The organism is Nostoc sp. UHCC 0302, from assembly GCF_038096175.1.
GTDB lineage: Bacteria > Cyanobacteriota > Cyanobacteriia > Cyanobacteriales > Nostocaceae > UHCC-0302.
The window spans coordinates 1,350,009-1,369,494 of the sequence record NZ_CP151099.1 but is presented as its reverse complement, the minus strand read 5'-3'; the positions used below and the strand labels follow the sequence as shown (position 1 = coordinate 1,369,494).

The following is a 19,486-nucleotide window of genomic DNA, read 5'->3' as shown; positions in this document are numbered from 1 at the left end:
TAACAGTTACTAGTTTAACAGCTAACCAGCTAAGCCATGAATTAGACTACAGTCAACAGAAAGAATTAGTGATAGTTCTCTAGTAGGATTTTGCTAATGTAAAGATATTGTATGTATCATGCTAGTAATAGTGAAATAAACTTATTTTCTAATCAATTAAAAATTTTATATAATAAATTTATATGAATCTCAAGACTTATGAAACTCTTCCGAATTGCTTTAGTAGTATTAGTACTTTTAGTCAATTTATTAGTTGCTTTTCCATCTTGGGCAAAAACACCAAATTCCTCAATTACTAATTCTGACTACTTTGAAGTAGGACAAAAGGTTATTTGGCATTACAAAGCTCGCGCTGATTCTGACCATGTTTCTAGAATTCCTGGAGAAGTATCTAAATTAGGCTCTAGGCAAGTGCAAATCAAGGTGCATAAACACAACCAAGAATTTGTTTATCGTTGGGTAAATCGAGACAAGCTTGAAAATTCCCATTAGGTTAGACCGAAATCTATCTAAGATACATCAAATACGGACGCAGCCAAAAATATAAATAACAAGAATTACGCAAAAATTCCCAAAAAACTAGAACTTACGCACCGTGACTAAATTACATTCTTGCGTTGGCATAAGCCTCCCCGCAGGATATGCAGCGATAGCAAAGCGAAACAATCTCAAACCTTGATTTTACATTTTCAGTATGTAAGTCCTGAAAACATAACTTATCCAACCGCCAAAGCCTAGCTAAGAACGCCAATAATTTGTAGGATGTGCGTAAGTCCTAAATAATTGGCTGATTGAAAAATAGATTGTTTCGCTAATATATTAGTCACAAAAAATACTCTTCTCTAAGATATTGACATCAAGTATTTTTGCAACAGAATAATCTTCTACCATTTCTTGATGAAGATACGCCTAATTAACCTGCCTCCACAAGTTTTGTTGATGTAGCCGAGGCAGTGCGTTGCGGGGGTTGTTATAGCAGTTCCTACGCTAGGGGAAGCCTTTTGGGTTTGGGGGTAACTCCTTGTCCTGTGGGAGACTAAGGCGAACGGAGACGCTGCGCGTTAAGTGTTCGCGAAGCGTGTCGCTCTGCGACTCAGCCATGCCCAAAAGGCTTTACGCAATCGACGAGAACCGCCTTCTTTGCAAGAGGCTTCTGCCAACGTGTAGCGGACGCACTAGAAGACTGCGATCCCTTCACCGCTTTGCATCTACAAGTTAGCAAAGCTGCCTCCCCATCATCACAACTGCTGTCCAGGCATTAGCCTGAAGGTAAATAAAGCGTAGCTTCATATAAAATTGGTATCAGTGTAAGCAGAAATCTTTTAGCCAAAACCTGCCACTGCCGCGACCTTCATTATCTATACTCACACAATGCTCTCCAATAATACTTTGCGTTTCCCAATCCCATCTACAAGGATTAGAGAGTTAAAACAGGACATTCATCCAAAAAAAATAGTAAAAATATTAGTGGAAGGCGATGGTGCAGCGGACTCAGATTTGAGAATAAGCCTAAGATAGTTAATAAATTGTGTAAGTCGAAGTCAGTACAAATTTGCTTAAGCCGAAAAAGTAGTAATTGAGAGAGATTTGTAGAGAATTGAGGCTGCTATGTTTAATCTAGAAGATTCTTTAGGAGCAGCTAAAAAACATTAGTGTAATGTTTGGAATTTGGAAGGCGATCGCCTTTAGCGCTGGGTGTAGCGTGCCTGCCCCTTGGGCGATCGCGTTCGTGTAAAGCCTTTCGGACAACTGTAACTGTGACTGATCTTACGGTAAAAAAATGATAATTAAGTTAATTTATATCTAAACTCTTCTTTTGAAGAGATGGAGAATTAAGAGCCAGAATTGAGAACATTTTTTATTTTTTACTATCAAAATATTTAAATTCTGGCTTCTATCTGAAGATATAACTTTAATGCTGATTAGCTTTTTAGTTGGATAAGTCTTCAGAGCGATTGCTGGGTAAGGGGCCTTTTTTTACCCGCGGGATTAAATCAATCTTAAGAACAGGTTCAGTCGAGGAAAGTTTCCTCTGTCTGAGAATTTGAATTTCTCTTTCAATCAAATCGTTACCTTGCTTGAAAAAGTCTTGGGAGCTAGATGGAAACAAATCATGGGATAAACGTTGAGTTTGTGCTGGAGTAAGATTAGTAAACTGTTGCTGAGCATTAGCAGAAGTCTGCCCAGACAGTAAAAAAGCTGCGGATAGTATCAAGCTATTTACTGTTAAGAAGCGGGTAAATATTAGTTTCAAAATGAATACTACCTCTCTTGTATGAGCGCGGCTTCAAACCATTTTGTATTGGTTTGACTAGAACTAAAGTACACTTATTGACTTACTAACCACCTCCTGCGAATGGGTTAATTAATCAAGTTAAAATAGAATAATATTTCTGTAACAGAATCCCATCTGTAATTCAATAAATCTTGTTTAGCTACTTGGGTTAATTTACATAATGTAGCGCTCATTTCTGCCGGATGGGAATTTCAATCACAAACTCTGCCCCTTTTCCTAGTTCAGAAATACACTCAATCTTACCGTGATGTTGCTCTACAATAATTTGATAACTGATTGATAATCCTAAACCAGTACCTTGTCCCACTGGTTTAGTTGTAAAAAAGGGATCGAATAGTCTTTGTTTAACACTATTGCTTATCCCTACCCCATTATCTTTAATGGATATAGCTACCCAATCAGAATTCACTAATTTAGTGCAAATTGTAACTGTGCTTTGATAGTTGTTGCTTATTGTGATGGTTTCTTTGTTGAAATTGTTTAGGGCATCAATACCATTAATTAAGATATTCATAAATACCTGATTTAATAGTCCTGCGTAACATTCTACTTTTGGCAACTCGCCGTAATCTTTAATAATTTTAATTGCAGGTAGCCCAGACTTAGCTTGGAAATGATTCTGCAAAATTAAGAGAGTGCTATCAATTCCCTCATGAATATTGACAAGTTTTATATCAGCTTCATCTAGACGAGAGAAGTTACGTAGTGTCAGCACAATCTCACGAATACGCTGTGTACCAATTTTCATAGAAGATAAAGTTTTAGGTATGTCTTCTTTTAAAAAATTAAAGTCAATATCTGCTAAAAATTTATCAACCTCTGGCGTTGTATTAGGATAACTTTTTTGGTAAATATTAATTAAATTTAGTAACAATTTAGTGTAATCATCAATGTGAGAAAGGTTACCGTGAATAAAGTTAACAGGGTTATTAATCTCATGAGCAACACCAGCAACCATTTGCCCCAAACTAGACATTTTTTCTGTTTGAATAAGTTGTGACTGTGTAAGTTTTAGTTCATGGAGTGTTTGTTCTAACCGGAAGTTTTTCTCGTTTAATTCTTTAGTTCTTTCTGTAATTTTTTCTTCTAAATGCGTGTAAAGTCTGGCATTCTCTAGGGAAATAGCTGCTTGGGAAGACAGAATTTTTAATATTTGCAACCTATAAGGAGTGAACGCTCCTAAAATAAGATTATTTTCTAAGTAAAGTATACCAATGAGCTGGCCTTGATGAATAATAGACGTACATAACATTGACTTAAGTTGACTTTTAGCAATATAAGGATCTGTTGCAAACCTGACATCAGAAGTTGCATTTTCTAGAACTACATCTTCTCTAGTTCTTTCCACATAATTGATGACGGATATAGGCAACTGCTGACTAGTTTCAACTAGTATTGATTGACCTACTATCAACTCATCTCTATCTACAACTGCTTTAGCTTCGATGAACAGCTTACCTTCCTTTACTAGGATTAGAAAACCAGATTGAGCGCCAGCATTCTCAATCACAATTTTCATGAGTTTTTCTAATAAATTGCCAAGTAATATTTCTTCAGACAAAGCTTGTGATGCTTTAGTAACTGTGATCAAATCCAGTCCACTAACTTTAGCGCTAGTAGTAGAAGCTATATTAGTTTTTGTAAATTCTACTTGCTCTTTTGTTGATACTTTTACAATTAACTCTGGATATCTCAATTCTAAATCTTGAACCTTGGCGATCGCTCCCCAGCGAACATAACCGCCGTGCGCCTTTGTCATGTATAATGAAGCAAATTCATTTCTTCCCAAACTCAAATAAAATTCTGCTGCTCGTTCATAAGCTAGTGCCTCTTCTTGAATATAACCAGAATTAGCTGCGCCCTGAATTGCCCTATCGTAATATTCCATCGCAACTACAGTTTGCCCCAAAAACTGCGCTTTTTCTGCTTCTACAAGGTCATATTTATGCTGATAATTGACTGGAGCATGAAAAGCCCATTTCTTCAATTTTGTCTGATTTATTTCTACTTGTTCTAGCACTTCTTTGAATTCACTCTGAGTATTTGTAATTGGCTCAGAAACCCGATTTAGATAAAGTGCAAGCAGAGCCAGAGATTCATAAAAAATATATTGAGCTAAATGAACAGTTCCGGCTACTGCGGCTTCATATTTTTGAGCTGACTTAGCATTTTCAACAGATTGAATATAATTTTTTAAAAAATAGTGAACAATAGCTTTTGCTCCATATGCGAAAAAAGTTGCTGTATTATTTCCAGCAATTTTTTGCATCATTAATCCATTGAAACTTTCGCTTTCTAGATAACCATAATTTTTTAGTTCTGAACCTAGATCCAAAATCAATTGGTGCAAGATTTGCATACTGAAAATAAAATGGTCTTGTTTAATTTTATATGCTAAGTTTATGTAGGGTTGTATTCTATTCTCAAGAAGTTCTATATTTTCTCCAGCAAAGAAAGAATGCCAACAAGCTAATATCCCATTGTACCCTGCATACTCAATATCTCCGACCTCTAGAGCGTGTTGAAGACCATCTTGGAGAGGTTCTATCGTTTCTTGAATATGCTCTTTCCAGTGCCGAACAAAGATATTAAATAGCCCGTAAACTTTACACTTTAGCTCTTTAACATCGAACTGATCTAATACTTTTAAAGACAACTTACCAAATTGATATCCTGATTCAATATCCTGAAGATAACCACATAAGACTAATCCGTAAGAAGCATAAGCATGGGATGACAAAGATGAATTTCCGTATTGGAGACAAAGATTGACTAATGTAAAAGAAATTAATGGGACGAGTGTAGGTTCAGCAAAATAAGCAGGAGGTAACGCTGTTCTCAACATCTTCATGGCAGCAAGCTTATTAGCATCAGTCATTTCTGGCAAATAGGCTAACTCTTCAATTATCAAATTATCTGGTGGAGCTGTTGATAAAGACACTCCCAGCATATCGATAACTTGTAAATTCATATCTAATGCTTCTCGCATCCTATTCTGAGAAATATAAAACTGAATTTTCTTCTCGTATATTTTCAGTCTATCTAGAACATTTTTGCTGTGTAGGATAACACTATCAAAAAGTTCTTCAGCCTGCTCAAAATTTGTATTTAAATATTCCGCTTCTATTGTTTCTACATGAAGAGAAAGGGTCAATTCATAATCCTTATGCCAGCTATCATATGCCAGCATATCTAAACCAATCCTAAAAAATTTTACGGCAGATTCATAAGCAGCTGAATCCTTAGCTTTACGTCCCATCATGAGATTTAATTGTGCCAGGCTATATCTTTCTTCTTGTGAGACAACTAATTCCGCACCGATATTTAACTGATTAACAACATCAAATATTTTTTCTTCTAGTAAACTTTGGTCTAGATTTTTTAAAAGTAGCCTACCAATTTTTAAATGAACTTGCTTTTTTTGCTCGTCAGGAATCAAAGCATAAGCTGCTTGCTGTACTCTGTCATGCAGAAATTTATAATCAACTACAAAATGATTTACCTCATCTAAAAGCTGTGGTAGTTTATAAGCATCATCTAAAGGTAAAATCAAACCATTTTTAAGTGCTTCCCAAAGTTCAAATGCTGTAGTTTTCGGAGATTTTTCGTTAATTACAGAGAGGATATCTAAATTAAAACGATTACCAATGCAAGCAGCTAACTTTAAAACATTTTGAGTATTATGTTGTAACTTTTGGATTTTACCAATCATTAATTCAACAACATTATCGGTAATTCCTATATCAATAATTTCTTCGATTTCCCACTGCCAACGACCTATACTAAAGTTAAATGACAGCAGATTTTCCTGATAAATAAAGTTGATAAGCTGAGTTATAAAAAATGGATTACCACCAGTTTTATTAAAAATGAGCCTTGATAAAGGCTTAGCTCTTTCCACATCACATTTAAAAGTATCAATAATTAATTGATCTACATCGGTAATTTTAAGAGGTTGGCATATAATTTTATTGAGAGTTACCTGATTTTTCTCCATCTCTTGTAAAATCAATATTAATGGATGCTTGATATTAACCTCGTTATCTCGGTATGCTCCAATTATTAATAGATATTGACTGTCGGGATCTGTAGCTAATAGCTGAATCAGTTTGAGCGAAGCTAAATCTGCCCATTGCAAATCATCTAAAAAAAGAACCAATGGGCATTCTTTTTGAGCGAAAACATTTATGAATTTTTGAAAAACTAAATTAAATCGATTTTGAGATTCTGTTGTTTCTAATTGTGGGACTGCTAGTTGCTTACCAATAATCAGTTCCACTTCAGGAATGACATCAATAATGATTTGAGCATTAGGAGCCAAAGACACTAGTATTTTTTCTCTCCAAGTAGCTAGCTGTGCTTCGCTTTCTGTCAGTAATTGCCGTGTCAATTCTTGAAGAGCTTGAATTAGAGAAGCATAAGGAATATTCCGCTTAAACTGTTCGAATTTACCTGTAATGAAATAGCCTTTTTTTTGGATAACAGACTTATGAATTTCATTCACCAATGCCGACTTACCAATGCCTGAATAACCAGCAACCAATACTAACTCTTTTTTACCCTGATTGATTTTTTCAAAAGCATTTAGTAAAATTTCTGTTTCTACCTCTCGACCATAGAGTTTCTCTGGAATTTGCAATTGGCTTGATTGATCCTGCTGACCAATCTGAAAGCTAGATACTTGAGTATTTTCCTCTAACTGATTGAGACATTTTTCTAGGTCAGCTTTAAGCCCAAAAGCACTTTGGTATCTATCTTCAGCAGTCTTGCTGAGTAACTTCATGACAATTGCAGAAATTACTTCAGGAATTTCTGGCATTAAATAATCTACTGAGACTGGCTGTTTGGCAATATGACAATGCACTAATTCCATCGGATCAGTGACATTAAAAGGCAGGCTTCCTGTGAGCATTTCATAAAAGGTGGCTCCCAGAGAATAGAAGTCTGTGCGATAGTCAAGTGAGCGATTCATCCGTCCTGTTTGCTCTGGGGACATATAGGCTATAGTTCCCTCAAGTAAATCAGGATTACTGAGTTTAGGTTTCTCTTTGGAAAGAAGAGACGAAATAGAAAAATCAATAATTTTAACTTGATGAGTTTCTAAGTTAGCTAGAATATTTTGTGGTTTAATATCTTTATGAATAATGTGATTTTGATGCAACTCACCTAAAGCTTGGGTAATTTCAATTCCTACTTTTAGAAAATCTATTAAGTTAATTTTTTGAGATTTAATAATATTGGAAAGCGGTAAGCCATTAAAATTTTCTAAAATTAAAGCCAAACTATTGTTAGTTTTTTCTAGGCTGTAAGCCTTAACAACTCCTTTAATCTCTAGATTTTTAATTAGCTCATACTCATTCTTTAATCTGGCAGCATTTTTAACTTCATAATATTCTCTCTTTAAAAACTTAACAACTACTAACTTACCATCCTGATTTCTGATGGCACGATAAACAGCAGTAGTTGTTTCATCATAAATTAGTTCTATAATCTGGTAGTTAGATAAGCTAATCATAACTTATGTTAGTATTGTATGAATTTTTTATATATTTAAAAAGTTGACGATGTAAGCCTTAGCATCATCGATACATTTTCAAAGTCGAACTTCAAGCTAGTTTTGAAAATGTATCGATTGTAGAGTTAGTCTATATTTTGACCACCCAATGATTGCTCAAGTTTGGTGAAATTATCAGGATTAAATAAACAATATCATTAGATCCAAGAATCCCATTCACCAATAATTTCTTTTGTATACTTGATGCGAAAGCATTGCTGTAAAATTGCTCGCGCCGTTTGCATCGCTGACATTACAGTTGCTTCAACGCAGCCAGAATTGTAACCGTTGTTAATCCAATCACCTGTTAAGTAAAGATTATTAAACCCAGATTCATCAGTCTTGAGACGATACTTAGTACTTCCAGGTACAGAAAGCACATAGCGCTCTGAAGGGTCGATATTAACGCGCCAGTATTGAGCATCAAAACGTTCGGCTCCTTGACGGTTTTTCAAATCTACTAGTAACTCCCAATTCAAGCCTTGGGGGTTTTCTTGGAGAGTTGCATTAGGCCAAAGATGTCCAATCTGAGTTTTAAGGAAAGCGATCGCTTCTGACTCTATTTTTTTCTGTTGTTGCGCTGGAAAAGTATACTCACTACTAGGAGGAATCCCTGGGTCTGCAATCACTCCAGTAAAATAGGCAACGTTATAAGGATAATGTTCAGCAGGCCAGTTTTCTCGCTGAAGCAACTCGCTCATATCTGCATAGACATCAAGCGGCTCAACATAAGCTCCTAATACTGGACTAGACAGTTTCCATCCCAGTTGTGACAGAGTAGGCTTGAGCCATATCTGTCCGCCTTGAGTGGTTACTGTCTTGACGTTAGTCACCATATTTTGCCATTGTTGATGAGCCGGATTTTTCTCGGCATGGATTAGTTGATCACAGATAGAAGGTAAACCAGCTATGGGTATGCCAAGCACTACGATATCAAAATCGTCATTTTTGGCGCTTAGAGTAATTTCTTCTACATCCTGCCACGGTGTCCAATGTGACTCTAGGTCAATATTTTGTTCTTGAAGAGTTTTAGCCTCTTCGTCCACAATTTGGTCGTAGAGAGGCTGGTTTGGCCAACAAAGCAAGCCTTTAACGTTGATTAACGGTTGATATTCCTGCGCTGGATTTTTTAAATTAACTTGGCGAGCTATTGTAATACTGGCAATGGATTTCTGATCTTCGTCCAGGTGTAACTGCTTAACGACATGAAAGAATTTAAATTTAACACCTCGCTCCTTCAGCACTTGATATAACGGAGTGATCACAGTCTCACCCATTCCAGCTTGCATTTTCCACATAATCGCACCGTTGTACTGGAAAAGGATGGTCATGAGAATGCGGATAGCTGTTCCTGCCGCTAATCGAGGCTTGTTAATATTGCCGTCTAAAAACCCATAAACGAGATCGTACAAAACTCGAATAAACGCTGAATCGACGCTTTTTTTCCGCGCACCATGTTTCAGTAGCCAGTCCCTATAGTCATACTCATCTAAAATATCCAAGGAACGATATTGAATTACATCATCCACAAATAGACCCCGGATGTTTGCTAGTGCAAGGTCGATTAATGTCAAGCGCCAACCAGTATAAGCATTTTGCTCATCGCTAGGTTCTCGTTGTTGGTTCAAGCGCTCTGTAAATCGGTCTATAAGCTTGAGAATGAGTTGGTGATGTTCACGTCTGTGAGTTTTGGTATTTTGGGGAAGTAATTGAGCTAGGTTACAAGCAAAATTCAGAAACACTGCATCAGAAGTAAAATCAAGATTTTCCAAGGCTGTTTTGATGTCCTGATTTATGTTCTTGAACCATGTTTCCCAACGGCTAGGTTCTTTCAGCAATAACTGAATCAATTGGTCAGGAAACTGTAAGATGCTCCCCTCTAAAAGGAATTCTATAACCTCTTTACCAAGTGCTATCTGTTGACTAATAACTTCTACGAAGTTTGCAGGTTTCTGTAATTGGCCATAGCCGATTTCTGTATAAATTTGAATAACAAATTTAAGAGTTGTGTAGATGTTCTCCCAGAGTGAAGAAATACCACCGCCTTGCCACGGCACTAGGGTATTAGCCGGAAAATCAAAGGGCAAATTTATCCAATTCTGATTGATGTATTCTTCCAGAACAATCAGATTATGGGGCTTAAAAGCATCTTCTATAGTGCTGAATGGCCCGTTTCCTCCCGATTCGTCATAGCATTCTTTAAGCAAACGGAAGGCATTTTCGTAGAATCCAAAAAAAATGTGCAACCCATGTTCTTCAATTCGGTAGTCAGGCTCATGATCAGGTTTATGGAGTTTAACATTACGTCCCGTTGCACACTTTCCGCCTAAACGCCAACCTGTCTGATAAATAGTGATTTCATCAAGACTATTCCATCCTGGCTGGTTTGTTAATTCATAAGCTGTAGTCAAAGATGCTATTCCTCCTCCCAAAATAGCAATTTTTTTCGGCTTCAATGTTTCAAACACGGCTATTTGTCCTTATTTGATAAAAATGAAATAGGCAACAGAAAACAATCAGGAATCGGATGTCAAACTCAAAAGAATAACAGTTACGCTCATTTTTTTGGTGCTTGCCAAACGGGAACGCCATTCTGAAGAGTGAAATCGAAATTAAGTAAGAAAGAGAGTTTAATAGGGATGCTTACTGATTCGCTTCCTGGGGGAAATCCTTTATGTAAACCTAAATCTTGGACAAGAGGCTGGTTAGCAAAATTATTTATTGTTAGCTCAAATTTATCTCCGAAATTATTGAAACCCAAAAGCCGTCCACTGTGAAAGGTTTGTAGCTGTGTCGGAGACTCGATTATTGCTTGGTAACACGCTTTTTTGCTATCTTCCACATCGCGGATTTGCTTAAGATTAACGATAGGCACAATTTTTTGAATAACGTAGTCAAGCAAATTTAATGGTAATTGCAAACCAGGAATAACTATCTCGTTAGCGCTATCAAAGAGTAAGCTAGTTATAGCTGCGATCGCTTCTTCAAAACTGTCCCAAGTCTTAATTGCTGGGTGTTGCTCTCCTGGTGTAATTCGACGAACTTCTAGAAGGCGAGCATTTTTAGCCCTCGTTTCTGGAGTAAATTCTTTAAATAGCAAGGTGTCTACAGACAGCAAATCTGGTTTTTGCTCAATACTTGGAATTTGCAACTCCCCAAGTTGTTTAAAGAAACCGTATACTTCTCGTCCTGAGACTAAGGCGGGTGAATTATTCACATAAATATAAGGCATGAACCAAGCAAGACGCTCTGCAACAAAAAAAGGCCCAATTTTTTTGCCGACTACTGTCAACATCCAAAAAGCTGCTTCCTGCTCAGAATTAATCCCTTTGTCATGATCGGGCGAATAGATGGAAGTTAAAGAATCTATATCGTTAAAAGTAAGGATGAGATAGTTTGTAGCTGGGCGATATTCAATCTCGCTATTGCTGGGATTGTTGAGATATTTGTCGCACACCTCTTGCAGCTTTGTCATTGAACCTTCAACAACAAAGCCATACATTTTTGTCCCTTTAATCTCATAAGGTTGATTAAAAGCCTGTCCATCTGCCCGTTCTATATATTGAGGGTATGATGATTGTTGAACGCCTCCGCCAAAATAAGTTTTGACAAAGCTGGCAATGTCTTGCTCCATGTTTTTGCCTTTCGCCACTACATCTTGGAGCAGTTGATCCGGTTTTTGCTGGATTTCGGTAAGGTAATTGGTTACATTTTGCGGGTTGTGAAGTAGTTCGGTAAATGTACTAATCGCACCTAGGGCTGTATGAAAACTACTCTGGATTGCTTGAAAGGGGCTATTGGAGTTCATAGGTTTTCGGGTAATTTGCAAGCTACGTCTCTATCAGTCAAAGACTTAAGCACTTGGTTGTTTGTACGGTGACATATCTGGATTTTTCACCATACTATTTCTCTAACTGGACTGCATAGGCAGTATATACTCGGTAGCAGCAACCCCTGATTGATAAATTTTAAAGGACATATCTATAGAATTCCCAGAAATTTCAGCCAAGTAACACTTACAATCCGCTCATTTTTCGGGTAATTCTTCATATACGGGGCAAAACTGTATAAAAATTAACAAATAACTTAGTGTCTTTTTGGCTCTGTGGTGATAAAAATTCATTTATCAACTATCAACCACTAAGGCACAGCGAAAAGTCTGAGCATTCCAGCAATCAGAACTTTTTAAGGCAAAGGTTTTCGCCTTAAACTGACACATATAGCAGTCACAAAGCTGTTAGAACAAGTCTATTGAAACGTAAAAGGCAGAGCATCCGCTCAGACTTCTCTTTGCAACAGATCGGCTCCCCATAAGCCAATACGGTTCAGTCAAGGACAGGGCTTACCCCAAATTAAGAAAAAAGTAGACGCGCAGCACTGAAACAGTCCTGTAGGCGGATTTCCGAGCCAGTGCGCTGCCGAGTTTCCCCGGTTGTTCGCGGTAGGGAACTGTTCGTCTCCGTTAGTAGAAGGGTAGGACACGAATGTCACTAAGAAAACGTGAAACCTCGCGCTTGGCAGGGTGTTGGGGGTAGGGTGTAGGGTGTAGTGTTTAAGAAAATTAAACTTTAGTTGCGTCAAGGAGTTCAACATTTTCTTGATTTCCCACACCCTACACCCCACACTCCACACCCAAAAGCCAGTTATATCAAGGGTTTACGCTTAACTTAGTGCCATTCGGGTAGGACACAACGAAATAAGAGTTTCAGAGAGTTTTTGCGTAAGTCATGAAAGGTTTTTCGCGCTAACTGAACCGTATTTCCCCATGAGCGATTGCCAACGCAGAGTTGATTTTGGTTTATTCGCTACGAATTAATGAAATACTGTACTAAGCTTCTATTTCCTTTTACCACGCATCTAAGACTTTGGCAAGACTTCTATTGAGTTGTCAAGGGCAAGCAGATGCTGAAACAAGTTCTGCCTGGCTGCGACTCAAATGAGAGCGTACCGTGATGGCGATTTTCTACAATCCGGCGAACGGTTTCCAAACCAAGTCCTGAACCACGCCCCACTGATTTAGTGGTGAAGAAGGGTTCAAAAATGCGCGTTTGAATTTCAGGTGGAATTCCACTGCCAGAGTCGATGATATCAATGTGGGCAAAGCGATCGCAATGCCCAGTTGTAATTTCCAGCAGTCCCTTACCATCCATTGCATCAATGGCGTTGTCAATTAAGTTTGTCCACACCTGATTTAGTTCACTGCCATAGGCAAGGATTTTAGGAAGATGCTGATCATAATTGCGTTGCACTTGAATACCGCACTTGAGTTTATGAGCAAACAATCGCAAGGTATCTTCTAAACCTTGATGCAGATTTACTTCTTGCTGAACACCTTGATCGAGGTAAGAGTATGACTTCATCGCTTGCACAAGTTCGGAAATTCTTTCGGCTCCTCGCAAACCATGTTGAATCATCGACATGACTTCAAATGAGAGCGATAGCCAGTGCAAACCGATTTCTCGCAATTCAGTCTCATCGTTACGCCAGCGTTCCATGATTTGATCTAAGCTTTCGGTCTCAATGCCGCCTTCCGCTAAAGGTTCCGCTAATTTCCATGCCTGCTTCACACCATAATCTTCTAACCACTCTAGCAATACGGTTTCGCGATCGCTTAGTGTCACCGGATCAAGGCGATTATTCAAAATCGCATCATAGCCCTGATCACGCAGTTTCAACCAGTCTTGAGTATGTGCTTCCTCAACATTGCGTTGCCCATAAACTAAATTCATTCGTTGTAACTCTAGGATGGCGGCTGGCATTTCCTCTAAAGTCCGAACAAGGGCTGAAGCTGGGTTATTGAGTTCATGAGCTAGACCGGCGGCAAGTGTCCCTAAAGCTGCCATCTTTTCTCGCCCACGAATAAAAGACTCTAGTCCGCGAAGCCGACGTTCCATAATGCGGAAGACCATCCGCTCAAAATCGCGACATTCATGCAGCAGTTTACGGAAGTCCTCTGCCTTAATTTCGTAGAGGTTGCAATCTGTCAATGCCCGCATTGTCACAGGTACAGGTTCGTCTGTGAGTACTGGAATTTCACCAAAAAAGGATGGGGCTTCGTGTTGCCCGATAGGAATTTCAACTCCTTCAGTGCGGCGGGTAAGATTCATTTTACCTTTGACTAAGATAAATAAGCCGCGTCCAGGGTCTCCCTCATGCACCAACACTTCTCCGGCACGGAGTTCAACTGTTTGGGCGCGATCGCAAACCCACTCCAATTGCTCTTTAGGAAGCCGTTGAAACGGGTCTAAGTTGATCAATTCTTCAATACACAACATGAATTAACCTCCTTATAATAATTCGTAATTCGTAATTCGTAATTCGTAATTAAGATACATTCAAAAAATTTTATGTAGCTACATTATATAAATTTATCTAATTTACAAATAATCCTTCCTATCCCAATTTACTATTAGACTAATTCTCCAAAAGCACACTACGAAAAGCTAGATTACATCTAACTTTTTCAATTACGAATTACGAACTTGTACTGAGCGTAGCCGTAAAGCCTGCGGCATAGCTACGCTTAGGGCGCAGCCTCTCGTAGAGAAGTATTACGAATTAGCTAAACATTGCTCAGGTAGCGGTGAACGAATTGAATGGCGATTGAACCTTCACCCACACCAGATGCCACGCGCTTAATTGACCCAGAGCGCACATCTCCGGCTGCAAAGATACCAGGAACGCTGGCTTCTAGTAAGAAAGGAGAGCGTTCCAAACGCCAACCTGGAGGGGATTTGCCATTGTACATTAAGTCCGGCCCCGTGATGATAAACCCTTGAGTATCGCGTCGAATAACACCATCTAGCCAATCAGTTTTGGGGGTAGCACCGATGAAGATAAAAAGCGATCGCGCTGGCACGGTTTCGATTTGTCCAGTCTTGGCATGGGCAATCACAATTGCTTCTAAATGTTCATCTCCCTTGACTTCCACGACGCTGCAACCTGTGCAAACTTGGATATTTTCAGTAGCTGCAATCTGGTCAATCAAGTATTGGGACATACTTGATGAAAGTGACTCACCGCGCACCAGCATGATCACCTTGCTGGCATACTTAGAAAAGTGCATTGCGGCCTGTCCGGCAGAATTTGCCCCGCCTACCAAGTAAACCTCTTCATTGCTACAGGCGATCGCCTCAGTCATGGCAGCGCCGTAATAAATTCCTGCCCCTGTCAGCTTCTCGGCTCCTGGGATATTTAGCCAACGGTAGGAAACGCCGGTGGCAACTAAGAGTGTATGGCAACTAATCTCGCTGCCATCTGCCAATTGTAGAACCCGATAAGGATCTTGCAGCTTTACTCCGGTTACTACTTGAGGGGTGAGAATTTCTACCCCAAATCGCCGCGCCTGAGTGACCCCCCGCCTGGCCAAATCGCTGCCGCTCAAGCCAACAGGAAACCCCAGATAGTTTTCAATGCGTGAACTCGTGCCTGCTTGTCCGCCGGGAGCTTCACGCTCAATTAAGACAGTACTCAATCCCTCAGAAGCACCATAGACGGCGGCTGCCAGTCCAGCAGGGCCAGCACCCACGATCGCCAAATCATAGAAGGGGCGCTCTGCCTGGGTTTGCAGTCCAATTTTAGCGGCAATCTCTAAATTAGATGGTTGGATTAATCGAGAACCATCGGGAAACAGCACCAGGGGCAATTGCTGTCTACCATCAGCTTCTGCGTATTCTACTAATTTTTCTGCATCCGGCTCCAGTTCAATATCTAACCACTTGTATGGAATCTGGTTACGCGCCAGGAAGTCTTTTACCTGATGGGAGAAAGGCGACCAGCGATTACCAATGACTCGAATACCTTCAAAGGGTGGGCGGAATCCAGCTAGCCAGTCATCTAGCAAATCATCTAAAACCGGATATAGTCGCTCCTCTGGTGGGTTCCAGGGTTTGAGTAAGTAATAATCAAGTTTGGCACTATTAATTGACTTGATGGCAGCATCCGTATCTGCATACGCCGTCAGCAAAGCCCGTTTCGCATCAGGAAAGATGCCTTTTGCTTGTTCAAGAAACTCCACACCTCCCATTTGGGGCATTCTTTGATCAACCAAGAAGAGAGCAACTGCTTCATTGCGTAATTTGAGTTGCTGCACCGCCTCCAGAGCGGTAATACCGGAATCTGCCCGGACAATGCGGAAGCGATCGCCATACTGATGCCGCAAGTCTCGTGACACCGCTTGCAAAACTTCTGGATCATCATCGACGGTTAAAATTGCTGGTTTTGCCATAACTACTGTTACTTAACAATTGCAGTGTCTAGCCGTTGTCTTGAAAAATCTTTCGTCAAAAAATCTACTGTTTAACCAGTTGTTTTAAACGAAAGTATGCCTCTTCTGGCGTTAGCGGTTCGGATTGACTTTCATTAGGGATATAAAATACCCAGGTATCGGGAAAGTAATGAACTACAAAACTTGGAATCAAACCCAAGGTTACTGCTTGCTTTCCGAGTTTCTCAGTTTGTTCTTCTAAACTCAGTTGGTCATGAAATGGGTGTTCAGGCATACTTTTTGATTTCCCTGCATTTTATTTGACTTTGCAAGAACTTTCGGCACCAGCATTGCACAAATTACTTCAAACTATTTTTCGATATACCTAAACTCTACCTTTAAAGGTGATTCGCCATCTTCCAAAATTATTTTCTTGTTAACAGTCCGCTTCAATATCAAAAGCAATTAAGACTATTGGAAGCGCGTCGCCTGATGCTTGCCGAAAACTCCGATGTGGCCAATGCTGCTTATCAGGTGGGTTATGAAAGCCCCCCCACTGTCTAGTACCTTAATGGGTGCTACTACTCGCTTTAAATTGAGGTTGACTTGCCCGCAGCCTTGCTTGCTTGGGCTTGCCGAACGGCTGCACCAGTAGCTGTGACTTGTTTTTCGACTGTTTGCAAATCTGCGATCGCAGTTTGTAAATTATTTCTGGCAATGTCTAACTCTTGTCTGGCTAAGGCTCCTTCGTTGACTAACTGTTGAGTACGATTGAATTGTGTGTGTTGCAGATGAACATTTGCGGCAGCTTTGGTGCGTTAGGCTTCGGCTTGTTGTTGCTGTGCTTGAGCAGTTCCCAATGCTAGTTGTGCATTAGCAGAGATAATCGATGGGCAAAGAGGGATCTGATAGACCAAAGCCTATCAAAATAAATGGTTTGAAATTGCCAAAAAAGTTTTGCCTAAATTAATGCGCTCCAGTCAATGCAAAATTGACTTGTTGAAGGAGTGATGCAACTGGTTTGTGCAGCCCGGAATTTTTTAATAGCAGAACAAAAAAGGTCATTCAGCTTGAAATTAAAATGTAGCTATGTTTACAGAAAAATTTTAGTTTTTACTATTTCCAACGATAGATGTTCCATTAGAACAAAGGTAGTTACTTTGTAACTACCTTTGTTCTCGAAATTATTTATGTGTTTTAACTGTCAAGGTATGGCTTACGTTTCTCGTGAGTGTGGTGACTTGATCGCAGAGTACCATAACTTTCAAAAATACTGTATGCAAACCTCACAGTTACTTATACTAATTGAAACTTTAAGAGTGCCTAGAAATACTCAAGTCTTTGACTTGTACACACAGGCTCTAGAGGCGCACACAACTGCTATAAACTCATTCATACAGATTGTTGCATTGTATGAGATGCTTATTCAAAAATACTCTAACAGTTACTACAGTTGATATGCAGTCGCTACAAACTCTGCAATTTGAGCAAGTCTCTCTGACGAATATTAACTTTTTAGCAATCTACTTACCACTCCCAACATTAGCGATCGCGTTCAATTTTGGTTGAGTTAATTAGCCGATATTGTTAGCTAAAATTAAATAAACCCCTGCCATACATTTACCAAGATGGTAGGGGAAAGTCAAATTGCGTTTTTTTCTATATTTTTGAATATCTCTTAGGTATTAACAGTTTTACTACATTCTATAGATAGATATAACTATTAAGTTTTGGAGTGATCATAAATACATTGCCCTAAAGTTAAATAAATTCCTACAATATGTAACTCTAAAATGCTAGTAAGAGGCAATTCTGGATTTTATATTTTTGAATATTACTTATATATCAATAGTTTTTCTACACTCTGTAAGTCAATATTAAGCTACAAGTATTCATGAATATAAATACATCGCCTTAAAAGGATATTTAAAAAATCATTTGTAATACATCAAATACTAGTATATCACTATAAATCAAAACAAGGGAGAAGACCACGTTATCTTCCCTCAAAAAGCAAGGCTAGGGACGATATCGATACAATTTGTTATTTTACAAAGATTTTCTAAAGTTATACCAATTTGAAAGAATAATGCGACAAATAGACCAACTATAGAGACGCGATGAATCGCGTCTTAATCCAACGATATATTCCAATCATTCATTGAATTGTTATTAAATAAACCTCTAGAACATTAAAGTTATAAATATATGAGTAAAAACAAAAAATAATCTAGTTTCCTTATGTTTAAAAATTACTTAATATAGGCGACTTTTGTAAGCTTTGTTAGTAGATATAGTTTTTAAATTTTTGAGTAAACATAAATGTAGACAACGCCCTAAAATCTGCTTATAGCAAATTCGTGTGTCTAAAAACTGCTTTTTAAAGTTAACAAGCTACTTAGTTTTGTCAGAAAAGATGCGCTCTTTAGCAAATTTTAATTCCTGATTTATCTTGGTGTAGAAAAATTAAATGCTGAGAATCAACAGGTATTATCTCTAATTATTTAAATGTACAATATTATTGCCTATTAGTAATTGCTGGGCCTGGGTAAGCAAGTGCATCGAAGACAAATTTGAAGGCGTTAGGGTCGAAAGATATGCCTATATGGTCTACGATATTTAATGGATAGTAATCTTGTAAAGTAATATTCGTAACCCGTTCGGCTGGCCCCGCTAAAAAGCTTGATGTATAGGGAATTACGATTTTGTCGAAGCGCGTTGCAATCACAGTATAAGAGACAGGTACTGGAGTCTCGTCACCCTGATTGAGGTTTGTGAGAAATGCGGAGCCTGCCACTTGTTGGTCACAAGCAGAGCCTACAAAAGGAGGATTCACTTGAATGTATGGAATACGCAGTAGGGTATCTGCTGTAGTGCCGTGATTGGGAGGGGCAAGCGCAATCAAATCATCGACTTTATCTGCACCGCCGAGAAACTTTATGTAGTAACGAGGCATCATGCCACCCTGGCTATGACCGACGATGGAAACCTTTTTTGCCCCTGTTAGAGCTAACACGTTATCCACAAATACAGCGAGTTCTTGAGCGGAGTTTTCGATCAGACCTGTTGCACGGTTGCCGTAGTTCAAAGCGTATACACAATAGCCTTTAGCCGCCAGCACTGGAGAGAGTTCAGCCCAGTCTTGAGCCATGTCTGTGCCAGTGGCGTGTACGAGTACTACTGGCTCAGGGTGAGCGGCATCTGGTCGGCAAGCAGGGTTGTTAGCTCCCAAAGGCGGAATACCTTCCGCAGCTAAAAACTCTCCGGAGGAAGAGGAATTTGTCGTTGCCGAAGCAATACTGCTCCTGTTCACCAAGGGAACACATAGTGTGACGACTGATGCCACACTAAAGCCAATAGTAGTCAGGAATTTAGCCTTGTTCCACAACTGTTTTCCTTGCCATTTATAGGTACTAAAAAATTTTCTCAT

10 protein-coding genes and 1 pseudogene are annotated in these 19,486 nt (G+C 39.0%); 2 read left to right on the top strand and 9 right to left on the bottom strand.

Features of this window, described 5'->3' with window-relative positions:
* Nucleotides 1–198 precede the first annotated feature (198 nt).
* A complete protein-coding gene (locus WKK05_RS05635; protein ID WP_341528788.1) occupies nt 199–492 on the top strand; it encodes a hypothetical protein in 294 nt (97 codons plus the stop codon).
* A gap of 1,438 nt (nt 493–1,930) precedes the next feature.
* Here WKK05_RS05635 and WKK05_RS05630 read toward each other — a convergent pair.
* From WKK05_RS05630 to WKK05_RS05600, 7 genes are all read right to left on the bottom strand, one after another.
* Nucleotides 1,931–2,254 (bottom strand): hypothetical protein, encoded by a 324-nt coding sequence (locus tag WKK05_RS05630; RefSeq protein WP_341528787.1) that lies wholly within the window; start codon nt 2,252–2,254, stop codon nt 1,931–1,933.
* A 211-nt stretch (nt 2,255–2,465) separates the two neighbouring features.
* A complete protein-coding gene (locus WKK05_RS05625) occupies nt 2,466–7,811 on the bottom strand; it encodes an AAA family ATPase (protein WP_341528786.1) in 5,346 nt (1,781 codons plus the stop codon).
* A 197-nt stretch (nt 7,812–8,008) separates the two neighbouring features.
* Nucleotides 8,009–10,318: an NAD(P)-binding protein gene (locus WKK05_RS05620; RefSeq protein ID WP_341528785.1), complete on the bottom strand. Its 2,310-nt coding sequence runs from the start codon at nt 10,316–10,318 to the stop codon at nt 8,009–8,011.
* Between the two features lie 89 nt (nt 10,319–10,407).
* A complete protein-coding gene (locus WKK05_RS05615) occupies nt 10,408–11,658 on the bottom strand; it encodes a hypothetical protein (protein WP_341528784.1) in 1,251 nt (416 codons plus the stop codon).
* Between the two features lie 1,069 nt (nt 11,659–12,727).
* Entirely contained in the window at nt 12,728–14,125 is a 1,398-nt protein-coding gene (locus WKK05_RS05610) for an ATP-binding protein (protein ID WP_341528783.1), read from the bottom strand.
* A 287-nt stretch (nt 14,126–14,412) separates the two neighbouring features.
* Nucleotides 14,413–16,077, bottom strand: a complete 1,665-nt coding sequence (locus WKK05_RS05605) for an FAD-dependent oxidoreductase (protein WP_341528782.1) — start codon at nt 16,075–16,077, stop codon at nt 14,413–14,415.
* 64 nt (nt 16,078–16,141) lie between these two features.
* On the bottom strand, nt 16,142–16,351 hold the full coding sequence (locus WKK05_RS05600; RefSeq protein WP_341528781.1) for a hypothetical protein: 210 nt from the start codon (nt 16,349–16,351) through the stop codon (nt 16,142–16,144).
* Nucleotides 16,352–16,497: 146 nt separating this feature from the next.
* Between WKK05_RS05600 and WKK05_RS05595 the strand changes: the two are divergent.
* Nucleotides 16,498–16,608, top strand: a pseudogene (locus WKK05_RS05595) (AraC family transcriptional regulator CmrA); the annotation flags it as partial.
* Between the two features lie 16 nt (nt 16,609–16,624).
* Here WKK05_RS05595 and WKK05_RS05590 read toward each other — a convergent pair.
* Together WKK05_RS05590 and WKK05_RS05585 are read right to left on the bottom strand one after the other, a co-directional pair.
* Nucleotides 16,625–16,774, bottom strand: coding sequence for a hypothetical protein (locus WKK05_RS05590; protein ID WP_341528780.1), 150 nt, complete (start codon nt 16,772–16,774; stop codon nt 16,625–16,627).
* A gap of 1,800 nt (nt 16,775–18,574) precedes the next feature.
* On the bottom strand, nt 18,575–19,486 hold the full coding sequence (locus WKK05_RS05585; RefSeq protein ID WP_341528779.1) for an alpha/beta fold hydrolase: 912 nt from the start codon (nt 19,484–19,486) through the stop codon (nt 18,575–18,577).

Coding starts and splice junctions, on each gene's coding strand:
- WKK05_RS05635 (WP_341528788.1), top strand. CDS start 199: ATGAAACTCTTCCGAATTGCTTTAGTAGTATTAGTACTTTTAGTCAAT.
- WKK05_RS05625 (WP_341528786.1), bottom strand. CDS start 7,811: ATGATTAGCTTATCTAACTACCAGATTATAGAACTAATTTATGATGAA.
- WKK05_RS05615 (WP_341528784.1), bottom strand. CDS start 11,658: ATGAACTCCAATAGCCCCTTTCAAGCAATCCAGAGTAGTTTTCATACA.
- WKK05_RS05610 (WP_341528783.1), bottom strand. CDS start 14,125: ATGTTGTGTATTGAAGAATTGATCAACTTAGACCCGTTTCAACGGCTT.
- WKK05_RS05605 (WP_341528782.1), bottom strand. CDS start 16,077: ATGGCAAAACCAGCAATTTTAACCGTCGATGATGATCCAGAAGTTTTG.
- WKK05_RS05600 (WP_341528781.1), bottom strand. CDS start 16,351: ATGCCTGAACACCCATTTCATGACCAACTGAGTTTAGAAGAACAAACT.
- WKK05_RS05585 (WP_341528779.1), bottom strand. CDS start 19,486: ATGAGAAAATTTTTTAGTACCTATAAATGGCAAGGAAAACAGTTGTGG.